The sequence below is a fragment of the Brevundimonas sp. genome (genome assembly GCF_050729455.1).
In the GTDB taxonomy this organism is placed as follows: domain Bacteria; phylum Pseudomonadota; class Alphaproteobacteria; order Caulobacterales; family Caulobacteraceae; genus Brevundimonas.
This window is the reverse complement of the sequence record NZ_JBOHLI010000072.1, coordinates 1-10,977: the sequence shown is the minus strand read 5'-3', so window position 1 is coordinate 10,977 and position 10,977 is coordinate 1. Positions and strand designations below refer to the sequence as shown.

Sequence of the window (10,977 nt, the reverse complement as noted above, 5' to 3'; positions counted from 1 at the left end):
GGCGGCAGGGCCGTCGGCGCGGCGGGCAGAGGCTGGGGCGCCGGACGCGGCTCGACGGCTTCCGGGCCGGGGGTGAAGGTGGGGGCGGCGCCGACGGCCTCGCCGCCGTCGCGATAGACGCGCACGCCGGCTTCCGGGTCGATCGGCTGGGCGTCCAGCGGCGCCTCGACCTTCATGCTTTCGACCGGCGCGCCGACGGCGGGCGGTACATCACCTGACTTCCGCGCGCCCGACGTTCCCCACATGTAAGCGAGGGCGATGATCAAGGCGATCAACACGCCCATGCTGATGATCAGGGTGATTGGCGGCGCCTTGGCGGCCGGGGCGCGACGGGGATCATAGCTGCGACGCTCGAACGGCAGGTCGTCGTCGGTGGGCGGCGTATAGGCCCCCCGCTCGCGGCCGGCGTGGGGGGTGCCTCGGTGATCGTCGTCGTAGGACATGGGTCGCGCTTTCTGGATCGGCCCCGCGCGAATCGGCGCCGGGATGTATCAGTCTAGCCCGCCCGTGGCCGCTTTCGAATCACAGATCAAGCGCCAGGTCGAGGCTGAACAGCTTGCCGTGCACCTCGATGGCGTAGCGGTCGGTCATACCGGCGATATAGTCGCACACCGCCCGCGCCCGCTTGACCGGATCCTCCGACAGGGCCGGGGCCGACCATTCGGGCGGCATGACCTCGGGTTCTTCCATGAACAGGTGGAACAGCTGCGACAGGACGCGCCGCGCCTGGCTGCGGGTGCGGTTGACGCGGTAATGGCGATACATCCGCTCGAACAGGAAGCGGCGCAGCACGCCGAGGTCCGCCATCATGGCCGGCGAGAACTGCACCATCATCTGCGGGGCCAGCCGCACGTCCTCGACCGTGACGATGTGGTGCGCAGCCAGCCGCCGCTCGGTCTCGGCCAGGACGTCGTCGACCATCAGGCCGATCATCCGGCGCACGGCCTCCAGACGCACCATGCGGTCGTCCAGCGCGGGCCAGTCATGGCGCACCTCGGCCAGACACGGCCCGATCAAGGGCACGTCGGCCAGGTCGGCCAGGGTGAACAGACCCGCCTGCACCCCGTCGTCCACGTCGTGGTTGTTGTAGGCGATGTCGTCGGCGATGGCCGCGCACTGGGCCTCCAGCGAGGCGAAGGTGTCCAGCCGCAGATCCCAGTTCGCCGCCCCGCCGGGGGCATAGGCCGCGACCGTCTTCCAAGCCGGGTCGTCCAGGTGATGCATCACCGGGCCGTTGTGCTTGATGACGCCCTCGACCGTTTCCCAGCTGAGGTTCAGGCCCGGGAACTTGGGATAGCGGACTTCCAGCTCGGTGATGACGCGGAAGCTCTGGACGTTGTGATCAAAGCCGCCGTAGTCGGCCATCTGGGCCTGCAGCTCGTCCTCGCCGGCATGGGCGAAGGGCGGATGGCCGAGGTCGTGGGCCAGGGCGATGGTCTCGGCCAGATCGTCGTCCAGCCGCAGGGCGTGGGCCAGCGACCGGGCGATCTGGGCCACTTCCAGACTGTGGGTCAGACGGGTGCGGTAATGGTCACCCTCATGCGCCACGAAGACCTGGGTCTTCTCCTTCAGGCGACGGAAGGCGGTGGCGTGAATGATGCGGTCGCGGTCGCGGGCGAAGGGGGTGCGGGTGCGGCTGGCGGGCTCGAAAACGTGGCGGCCGCGGCTGGCGGCGGGGTCTTCGGCGAAGGACGCGCGGGTCTGGCTCAAGGCGGACAGCACTTCTGTTGCAGCACAGGCCTTTGCGAACGCCTGTTCGCTCCTCATATAGAGAGGCGTGAGCACCGTCCAATCCACAGAATCAGTCCGCGACCTGTCGCTTTCGGTTTCCGCTCGCGCCCCGGAAGGCATCCTTCTGGCCGAAAGCGCGGCGAAACGTCTGGCCAAGCTGGCCGAGGCGGAAGGCAAGCCGGTCATGCTGCGCGTCGCCGTCGACGGCGGCGGCTGCTCGGGCTTCCAGTACCGACTGGAGCTGGTCGATGCGCCCGAGGCCGATGATCTGGTCATCCGTCGCGACGGTCAGGCGGCGGTGATCGACCCGGTGTCCATCCCCTTTCTCAAGGGGTCTGAGATCGCCTTCGTCGATGAGCTGGCCGGGGCCCAGTTCGTGGTGCGCAACCCCAACGCCTCGTCCAGCTGCGGCTGCGGCGTCAGCTTCGCCATCTAGGGCCCAGCCCCAAAACACTCGTCACCCTCGGGCTCGTCCCGAGGGCCTATGGCGGCTTCAAGAACTGCGCTGCGCCGCGTGGCGCGCCCATCAGCACGACGATATGCTGCGTGCGCGGAACGATGGGCCCTCGGGACGAGCCCGAGGGTGACGGTTGTGGTGTTTAAGGACTACGGCTCTGCTTGGCACAGAGCGCGCAACTCCCATCTCTGTTTTCATGCGCCGTCTGATCCTCATGTCCGTGCTGCTGGCCGCCGCACCCTTCACCGCGAACGCCCAGACCTGGCCCGGCTGGCCGGGTCCGCCGCCGCCTGGATATGATCCCGGCTCGGCCATCGCCGACCAGCACCGGGTCGAGATGGAGCGCCGACGCAGTCAGGCCGCCGAACGCGAGGCCCTGGCCCAGCAACAGCGACTGCAGACCCAGTTGACCATCCAGCGGCTGGAGGCCGCGCGCCAACCGACGCCGCCCCTGCCCCCACAAACCGCCTACGCCCCGCGCACCCCGGAACAGGAACGACAGGCCCGCGAAGCCCAGGCCGCCCGGCGCGAAGAGATGGTGCGCAGCCTCACCGAGATCGACGCCTGGCTGGACCGTTGCCCGGACTGACCGCCCGCTGCAATTGCATCCCTTCCCTGATCCCTGCGTTTCGGCCTAGCTTCGGGCATCGGATCAGGGCGGAGACGACATCATGCGTTGGCAGGGCGGACGGCGCGGCGGCGGCATCGAGGACCGGCGCGGCATGGGCGGAGGGGCGGTGGCGGGCGGCGGCATCGGCATACTGGTGCTGGCGGCCATCGGCTACTTCGTCTTCGGCATCGACCCCAGTACGACCCAGCAGGTCGCCAGCCAGTTCGGCGGCGCCAGCCAGGGCCAGCAGACCGGCAAGACGGGCTCCCCCGAGGATCAGGCCGGCCAGTTCGTCGAGGTTGTCGGCTCCAACATCAACGACGTCTGGAAGACCAAGCTGCGCGGCTACACCCCGCCGACCACGGTCCTCTATGAGCAAGGCACCCAGACCGGCTGCGGCTTCGGCCAGTCGGCCATGGGTCCCTTCTACTGCCCCGCCGACCGCAAGGTTTATCTCGACCTCGGTTTCTGGCGCGAGATGGAGACCAAGCTGGGGGCCTCGGGCGCCGACTTCGCCAAGGCCTATGTCATCGCCCACGAATTCGGCCACCACATCCAGACCCTGACCGGCGCCAGCGACCAGGTGCAGCGCGCCCAGCAATCGGCCCGATCCAAGGCCGAGGGCAACAAGTATTCGGTCGCGCTGGAGCTTCAGGCCGACTGCTACGCCGGGGTCTGGGCCCGCAACGCCGCCGCCGTCTCCGGCGGCCAGGTGGCGCTGGAGCCCGGCGATCTGGAAGAAGGCATGAAGACCGCCCAGGCCATCGGCGACGACACCCTGCAACGGCGCGGCGGCGGCCGCGTCTCGCCCGAAAGCTTCACCCACGGCTCCTCGGCCCAGCGGGTCGAGTGGCTGCAGCGCGGCTATCAGACCGGCGACCCGGCGGCCTGCGACACCTTCAAGGGGCTGTAACCTAACCCACCGTCAGGTCCATCTGGGGCGAGACGTGCAGTCGGCCTCGTCCCAGGTCCAGACTCACGTCGCGATCCTCAAAAGCCGCCACGCCCAGCAGGGCGTCGGGATAGTTGGGCAGAGGCGAATCCGCGAAGACCGGCGTCCGCACCCCGCGCCACAGATCGTCGCCGAAGGTCACGGTCCGCGCCTCGATCACCCGCGCCCGCGCCACGCCCCCCAGAACGATGCTGGACCCGGCCGTCTCGGCCCGCCCGTCCAGCAGGCCCGCCGTCTCGGCCGCGCCCTGGCTGAGAGAGATCAGGGACGAGAACCCGGTGTCGATCACGGCCCGGATCACCGCCCCCTCGACCGTCACCTCGGCGCTCAGGGCCGTGCCGCTGCGTTTGACCGGGACAGGACGCAGGGCGGGCGAGACGACATGATCCGCCGGATCAGCCAGCCGCGCGCGTCGTCCCTTCATGTTCAGATCCAGCACGGCCTCCCCCAGCAGATCCTGCCCCAGCACCAGCGGCGCGCTCAGCCCCGCCTCCGCCGCCAGCGGCCCCAGGTCGAGGATGGCCGTGCGCAGCCCGCCGACGCTCAGCGATCCGATGGTCAGATCCAGCGTCACTCCGCGCCCGACCTGCGGCTGGCCCCCGACCCCGTAGGCCACCATCGGCATGTCGAAGAAGGAAGTCAGGCCCAGTTCCTCGACCAGGGCCCGGTCGATCACCGAATACTGGGCCCCGCTGTCGATCAGGGCCGTGACCTCGCGCCCGGCGATGCGCACCCGAACGGTCGGGGTAGCCGCGTCATGGACGACGAAGGGCGACCAGCCGCTGGTCCCGCCATCGGGAAAGCGCAGCGCCGGCCGCCGCCAGATCACATGGTCCTTCAGCCACAGGCCGCCGCCGACAGCAGCCGCGGCGGCGCCCGCGCGGATCAGGAAGGAACGGCGTCTCATCGCCCCTGACATGGACCGGACGGCGACGATGCGCCAGCCCCTCCGGCGCCGCACCGCCCTTTCGTCATCTTGTTGCGCAAAACCGCGAAATCGCCTTCGCAGGCGCAAAATAATCATGACGAAGCGCCGCCCTGCGGCTAGAAACGACCCGTCATGAGCACCTCCCCCGACCGCTACCTTTCGACGCGCGGCGACGCCGCCCCGACCAATTTCGCCGACGCCCTGCTGCGCGGCATCGCGCCCGACGGCGGCCTCTACATGCCGCAGGCCTGGCCGACCCTGCCCGCCGACGCGGCGCGACCGGGGCGGACCTATGCGGAGATGGCCAAAGAGGCGATTTCCCCCTTCATCGGCGACGCCCTGCCCGCCGGCGCGCTGGACCGGGCGCTGGAGCGTCTGACACGCGGCTTCGACCACCCGGCGGTGACGCCCCTGGTCGAACTGGAGCCCGGCCTCTTCGTGCTGGAGCTGTTCCACGGCCCGACCGCCGCCTTCAAGGACCTGGCGATGCAACTGGTCGCCGCCCTGTCGGACGAAGCCCTGGCCGCGACGGGCCAGAAGCTGACCCTGCTGACGGCCACCAGTGGCGACACCGGCGCCGCCGCCGTGCGCGCCTTCGCGGGCGCCGAACGCATCAATCTGGTGGTGCTGCACCCGCTGGACCGCGTCTCGCCGGTGCAGCGCAAGCAGATGACGACGGTGCAGGCCGACAACGTCCTGAACCTGGCCGTGCGCGGCGACTTCGACGACTGCCAGCGTCTGGTGAAGGGGCTGCTGGCCGAGGAATCCCTGCGCGAAGGCCGCCGCCTGTCGTCGGTCAACTCGATCAACTGGGGCAGGCTGGCGGGACAGATCCCCTACTACGTCTCGGCCACGGCCCAGTTGGGTCAGGCGGCGACCTTCGTCGTCCCGACCGGCAATTTCGGCGACGCCTTCGCCGGCATCGCCGCGAAGAAAATGGGGCTGCCGGTCAAGGGCTTCGTCGCCGCCGTCAACCAGAACGACGCCCTGGCCCGCGCCCTGAACGAGGGCGTCTACGCCCGTCGCCCCGCCGTCGAGAGCGGCAGCGTGTCGATGGACGTCCAGGCCCCGTCCAACTTCGAACGTCTGGTCTATGAGGCGTCCGGCCGCGACGCCGACGCCACCCGCGCCGTGTTCGAGACTTTCGCCCGCGAGGGGTCCGTGACCCTGTCGCCCGACCTGCTGGCCGCCCTGCGCGCCGAGGTGTCCGGCGTCTCCATCGACGAGGCTGCGACCAAGGCCGAGATCGCTCACGCCCACGCCGCCTGGGGCCGCGTCGTCTGTCCGCACACCGCCGTGGCCCTGGCCGCCGCGCGCAGTCTGGACCGCGCCGACGGCCCCGTCGTCGCCCTGTCGACGGCCCATCCGTCCAAGTTCGGCGCCTTCGTCTCGGACGTGCTGGGCTTCGAGCCGGAACCCGCCCCCGTCATCCACGCCCTGGGCGACCAGCCCGAACGCCTGACCATCATCGACAACACGGCCGAGGCCGCGCTGGCGGCGGTCAAGGGCTTCGCGGGCTAACCCCTAACCCACCCAGCGCGGGTGGCGCGGCCGCCCTTGCGGGCATTCCAGCACCGCCCGGTCCCAGGCCGCCAGATCGGCGGCGGCCTCATAGGTGGATTGCAGAAAGGCGCAGAGGGCGGCGTCGGGATCGTCCTCGGCCCGCACCGCCTCATAGGGCAGGACGAACTCGCCCAGACCGACGTCCCAATGGGCCGCGGCCGGAGAGACCGGCGCAGTCTCGAACCCGGCCGGCGCGGGGTAGGCGTAGGCGTAGAAGCTGGGCTCGCGCCCCGGATCGCCGGGCCAGAAGCCCGCGCTGGACACCTCGTGCGAATAGGCTTCGCGCGTCACCGCGTCGGGCAGGTTGGGCACCCCGCCCGGATGCAGGGGCGCCGGCCGCCCCGAGAAGCGCGTCACCGCCAGATCGAACGCGCCCCAGAACAGGTGGACCGGGCTGCACTTGCCCAGAAACCCGGTGCGAAACAAGTTGAACACCCGGTCCACCTGCACCAGCGCCCGCCAGTAGTCGCGCGCGACCTCGGCGTCATATCGACGATGCCGCTCGTCCATCGGAAAGGGCGTCGCCTCAGCCATTTCGTTCGGCTTCAGATCGATATGGCAGGCCACGCCCAGCGCGCTCAGGGCGTCCTGCGTCTCGGCGTAGAAGTCCGCCACGGTTCCGGATTTCAGCGCGACCCGGCGCTCGCCCCCGTCGCTGACGCGGATGACCAGGGCCCCGGCGACGAAGTCGAACTCCATCGAAAAGCCGACGCCGCCGTGCGGGATGAGGCCGGTCGACAACCCCCGCGCCGACACCCGCAGCGTCACGTGCCAGCCTTGATTGAGCCAGGGCGTCTGCGACAGCCGCGCCTTGCCGACGATCTGCGTCCACAGCTGCAGCGTCTCCATCGTCGGCCACAACGTCGCCGCCGACAGTTCGGGCCATGCGTCCGCGCGCGCCGCCATCCTCAGCCTCCTCGCCAGCCCCCTGCCTCAAAATCCCGCGTGGCGAGATCGTTGCATGGCCCGGGTCGCAAGTGGACCTGGTGGACGACAACTCAGGGTGGGAAGCGGATATTGCAGATCGACCACCTCCACCATACGGTCAAGGTTATGCGCGACCTCTCTATCTCATGCCACGACGTGGATTGGCGTCCGCTTCTCACAAAATAAAGGTGGCTCGTGCCGTCAGACCACACACCGCTTTTGATCGGCGCCTTCGGCGACTGGATTATCGGAGCGCCGGACGGTTCACTTTGGTCTCTCGATGCGCTCGAAGGGCAATACAAGTGGATTGCGGAGAGCGCAGCAGAGTTCAATCACGCGAAGCTCGATGAAGCGAACCGAAATCTCTGGTTCTCAGCCGACTGGGTGGCCATCGCCTTTGAGCAAGGATTAGTTCCGAACGCAGATGAATGCTTAGGCTGGAAGGACCATCCGATGATCGGAGGCCCTTTCGAGTTTGAGAATATCCAAATCTTCTCGCTGAACGTCTATCAAGCCTTGATGGGACAACTGCATAAGGTGTGGCGCGCTGAACGCGGGTAACGTCTGCAACGGGTCGAAAGCGGCCTCTCGTCCGAGCGCGAGAAGCCGCCCCGCTCTCCCCCTGACTGTCTTCACGGATGCGCGGCGAACGCCCCGCTGTCGAGCGGCCGAGGCGCCGGACGATACCGTCCCTCGACGGCCGGTTCAGGGGTCGCCGTGGCGCGCCCGGAGCGGCGATCCCAGCTGTCCATGATCTCCAGCGCGGCGCGTTCGTTCAGCCGGTCTCGCGCCTCGCCCGTCGCCGCGCGGACGGCGTCCGGCGTCGCATTCAGGCGGCTGACGAAGGCGCGGGTGAGACGCGCCTTGCTGGCATAACCGCACAGACTGGCGACCTCGGCGATCGGCGGGCCCACCGGCGACGACACCAGCGTCCAGGCCCGTTGCAGCCGACGCTCGTCGATGAAGCGCGCGACCCCGCCATAGGGCGCGAAGGTGCGATAAAGGGTGGCGCGCGACACCCCCAGCCGCTCCGCGATCGAGGCCGGGGTCAGGCCGGCGCTCTTCAGATGATCGTCCACGATCGCCTCGGCCCCGGCCCGCAGGGACATCTCCTCGCCCCGCGCGCGCCGGGTGTCCGTCAGGGCCAGGCCCAGTATCTCGATCACCCCCTGAAAGACGACCGAACCCTGGGCGGGCGTCATGCGCCGCGAATCCTCCCACAGGCGATGGGTGGTGCTGGTGATCACGCGGGCCAGCGGGTGATCGGCGCGGATCTCGGTGCAGTGCAGGTCCAGATTGCGGGCGGCCTTGGGCAGGAGGCTGCGCGAAATGACCACCATCATCGCCGTATAGTCGGTGTTGACCAGGGTGGCGGCCTTCTTCAGGTCAAGGATGAGGATGTCGCCCTCACGCAGGCGACGCCCTGAGCGCGTCGGCTGAACATCGACCGTGCCCGCCTCGACCAGGATGATAAACAGCTGATCGGCGCCTGTCGCCGCCACGCGCTCGGCGTCGCGGGCCAGGGTCACCGCCCCGCGCAGCACCGACCGGGAAATGACGCCGTCGAGCAGAACCGCCGTTTCGGCCGAGTATTCGAGATCCGTCTGAGCCGCGGTTACCTCGGGATCCAGATGGAAGGCGAAGGCCACCGAATGGGCGGCGCGACGCATCAGGTCGACCATCCGTTCGCCGGGCAGCCGAACGTGATGGACACGCGGAATCGGCTGCTCGCAGTGAAGCTGCCCCCCCGTCGTGTCCATGATGATCGGCTCCATGGGCGCCTGAATGGCCGAGACACCGCCGGTATCCAAATCAATTTCTCATTCCTGAGACGGATCGGGCTCAATATCCCTTTCGTGAGACGCCGCAGTCTCTTCGGAAACGCTCCGTCGGCGAGTTCAGACCGTCTCCGCCGCCTTCCAGTAGTCCAGCCGCCGGAAGAAGGGGGCCGGGTCCTTGGGCGTGACCAGGTTGGCCGGGTCGTGGAACAAACGGTCATGCAGGCGGGTCAGGGTGAAGCGCACCGCCGCCGCCGCCCCCAGCCCCGGCAGGGCCGCAGCCTCGGCGGGCGTCAGGGGCCGCACGGACTCATAGCCCTTCTGGAAGGCGCGCAGGGCCGAGTGCATGGGCCGCCCCTCGGCGTCGAAGCCCCAGGCGCTGAGGGCGATAGCCAGGTCATAGGCCAGCACGTCGGTGCAGCCGAAGTAGAAGTCGATCACCCCGCCGACGTCGCATTTCCCATGTTCGTTGGTCGCGAACAGGACGTTGTCGGGGAAGTAGTCGGCGTGGATCGGCCCGCGCGGCAGGGCCGGATCGCTCCACGGCTCGGCCAGACGCGGCAGCAGGGCCTTGATCTGATCCAGCATCTTGCGGTCCACGCCTTTCGCCGGTCCGTCGCAGCGCGCAGCCAGCGCCGCCCAGGCCTCGGGTCCGACCGGGTTCGGGCGCAAGGCGGCATAGTCGGCGGCGTCGAGGTGCAGCAGGGCCAGCACCTGACCGGCGCGATACTGTTCCTTGTCCGACGGCTGGCGCTTCCAGGCGCCGGGCGCCCAGTTCAGGATGGCGGCGGCGCGGCCGTTCAGATGGCCGATGATCTCGCCCTGATGATCCGCCACCGGCGACGGCGTCGGGAAACCCCGCGCCGCCAGATGCCGCGTCAGACCCAGGCAGAAGGGCAGCGAAGCCGCGTCCGTCCGCCCCTCGAACAGGGTCAGGACATAGGCGCCCGACGTCGTCTCCAGCTTGTAGTTGGTGTTCTCGACCCCCTCGGCGATCGGCGTCAGCGCGACCAGATCGCCCAGGGGGTAACGCATGAGATAGTCGGCGGCCTGTTCCGGCGCGACGGGCGTGAAGACAGCCATGTTCAGACCAGCTCCGCCGCCGCGCGACGGGCGCGCACCACATCGGCCACATCGGCCAGAACGCTCTCGGTCGTGGCCCAGCGTCCGGCGCCGCGCCCCTTGCACGTCCAGACGCGACCGTCCTGACCATAGACCTTCAAGGCGTTTCTCTCTCCGTTCAGCGACTGAAACAGCGCGTCTTTCAGATCGCCGTCAAGCCGGACCGAGGCGTCCAGATGACCGTCGCGGTCATGGCAGGCGCCGATCTGGCGCACCGGGCGGTCGCCCAGCGGCGTCTCGGCCGACAGCTCGTCGCGCGGCAGGTCGGCGGGGGCGTGGCCGAAGGCCTCAAAGGACAGCAGCTTGACCTTGGCGGCGGCGTCGTGACCCTCCAGATCCGAGGACGGGTCTTCTTCGGCGAAGCCCGCCACGCGGGCGTCGGACAGGGCGTCGGCGAAGGCCGCGCCCTCGCCCAGGCGTTGCAGCATGAAGTTGACCGTGCCGTTCAGCACCGCCTCGAAACCGGCGACCGGACCGGCGGCGCGGGCGGCGCGCAGGGTCTCGATCATCGGCGCCCCGCCGCCGACCGAGGCCGACCAGGCGACGCGACAGCCGTTGGCGGCGGCCAGGGCTTGCAGCCCCGCCGGATCGCGGGACACGGCCTGCTTGTTGGCGCTGACCACGTCGCAGCCGGCCTCCAGCGCGCGACGGATCAGGGCGTGACCGGCCTCGCCTTCCGACAGGGCCTCCAGCAGCAGGTCCGGCTTCTTGGCCAGCAGGGCTTCGACGTCATTGGTGAACAGGTCGGCGGGCGCCGAGACATCACGCGCCTTGCCCGGATTGCGGACCAGAACGCCGACGACCTCATAGCGCTTGTCCGGCAGCAGGCGGTTCAGCAGACCGCCGCCGACCACGCCGCAACCGGCCAGGGCCACGCGCAGCGGCGCGTTCGGCTGGACCGGTCCGGGA

General features: G+C 69.4%; 11 protein-coding genes and 1 pseudogene. 5 read left to right on the top strand and 7 right to left on the bottom strand.

Features of this window, described 5'->3' with window-relative positions; genetic code table 11:
* Both ACREEF_RS14485 and ACREEF_RS14480 read right to left on the bottom strand, forming a co-directional pair.
* A pseudogene (locus ACREEF_RS14485) lies at positions 1 to 443 on the bottom strand (SPOR domain-containing protein); the annotation flags it as partial.
* 79 nt (positions 444 to 522) lie between these two features.
* On the bottom strand, positions 523 to 1,710 hold the full coding sequence (locus ACREEF_RS14480; protein ID WP_431566275.1) for a deoxyguanosinetriphosphate triphosphohydrolase: 1,188 nt from the start codon (positions 1,708 to 1,710) through the stop codon (positions 523 to 525).
* 103 nt (positions 1,711 to 1,813) lie between these two features.
* Here ACREEF_RS14480 and erpA point away from each other — a divergent pair, with 103 nt between their 5' ends.
* The 3 genes from erpA (at position 1,814) to ypfJ (ending at position 3,711) form a co-directional block, all read left to right on the top strand.
* Complete coding sequence (erpA, locus tag ACREEF_RS14475; protein ID WP_431566276.1) at positions 1,814 to 2,167, top strand: iron-sulfur cluster insertion protein ErpA; 354 nt, start codon at positions 1,814 to 1,816, stop codon at positions 2,165 to 2,167.
* Between the two features lie 217 nt (positions 2,168 to 2,384).
* Positions 2,385 to 2,777, top strand: coding sequence for a DUF2756 domain-containing protein (locus tag ACREEF_RS14470; protein ID WP_431566274.1), 393 nt, complete (start codon positions 2,385 to 2,387; stop codon positions 2,775 to 2,777).
* A gap of 82 nt (positions 2,778 to 2,859) precedes the next feature.
* Positions 2,860 to 3,711, top strand: coding sequence for a KPN_02809 family neutral zinc metallopeptidase (gene ypfJ, locus ACREEF_RS14465; RefSeq protein WP_431566273.1), 852 nt, complete (start codon positions 2,860 to 2,862; stop codon positions 3,709 to 3,711).
* A gap of 1 nt (position 3,712) precedes the next feature.
* Here the strand turns inward: ypfJ and ACREEF_RS14460 are convergent, their stop codons facing one another.
* The gene (locus ACREEF_RS14460; RefSeq protein ID WP_431566272.1) at positions 3,713 to 4,657 is read right to left on the bottom strand and encodes a pepsin/retropepsin-like aspartic protease family protein; all 945 of its coding nucleotides are present in this window, start codon (positions 4,655 to 4,657) and stop codon (positions 3,713 to 3,715) included.
* A 153-nt stretch (positions 4,658 to 4,810) separates the two neighbouring features.
* On the opposite strand from ACREEF_RS14460, the gene thrC reads away from it, so the two are divergent.
* Positions 4,811 to 6,199 (top strand): threonine synthase, encoded by a 1,389-nt coding sequence (thrC, locus tag ACREEF_RS14455; RefSeq protein ID WP_431566271.1) that lies wholly within the window; start codon positions 4,811 to 4,813, stop codon positions 6,197 to 6,199.
* Between the two features lie 3 nt (positions 6,200 to 6,202).
* On the opposite strand, the gene ACREEF_RS14450 is transcribed toward thrC, so the two are convergent.
* The gene (locus tag ACREEF_RS14450) at positions 6,203 to 7,147 is read right to left on the bottom strand and encodes a DUF5996 family protein (RefSeq protein ID WP_431566270.1); all 945 of its coding nucleotides are present in this window, start codon (positions 7,145 to 7,147) and stop codon (positions 6,203 to 6,205) included.
* Between the two features lie 216 nt (positions 7,148 to 7,363).
* On the opposite strand from ACREEF_RS14450, the gene ACREEF_RS14445 reads away from it, so the two are divergent.
* Positions 7,364 to 7,729 carry a T6SS immunity protein Tdi1 domain-containing protein gene (locus ACREEF_RS14445; protein WP_431566269.1) on the top strand — a complete coding sequence of 122 codons (366 nt, stop codon included), beginning with the start codon at positions 7,364 to 7,366 and terminating at the stop codon, positions 7,727 to 7,729.
* 71 nt (positions 7,730 to 7,800) lie between these two features.
* On the opposite strand, the gene ACREEF_RS14440 is transcribed toward ACREEF_RS14445, so the two are convergent.
* The 3 genes from ACREEF_RS14440 to ACREEF_RS14430 all read right to left on the bottom strand — a co-directional run.
* Positions 7,801 to 8,979 carry a helix-turn-helix domain-containing protein gene (locus ACREEF_RS14440; protein WP_431566268.1) on the bottom strand — a complete coding sequence of 393 codons (1,179 nt, stop codon included), beginning with the start codon at positions 8,977 to 8,979 and terminating at the stop codon, positions 7,801 to 7,803.
* Positions 8,980 to 9,066: 87 nt separating this feature from the next.
* Complete coding sequence (locus ACREEF_RS14435; protein ID WP_431566267.1) at positions 9,067 to 10,029, bottom strand: homoserine kinase; 963 nt, start codon at positions 10,027 to 10,029, stop codon at positions 9,067 to 9,069.
* Between the two features lie 2 nt (positions 10,030 to 10,031).
* The coding region (locus ACREEF_RS14430) for a homoserine dehydrogenase (RefSeq protein ID WP_431566266.1) at positions 10,032 to 10,977 on the bottom strand (946 nt) is incomplete at its 5' end.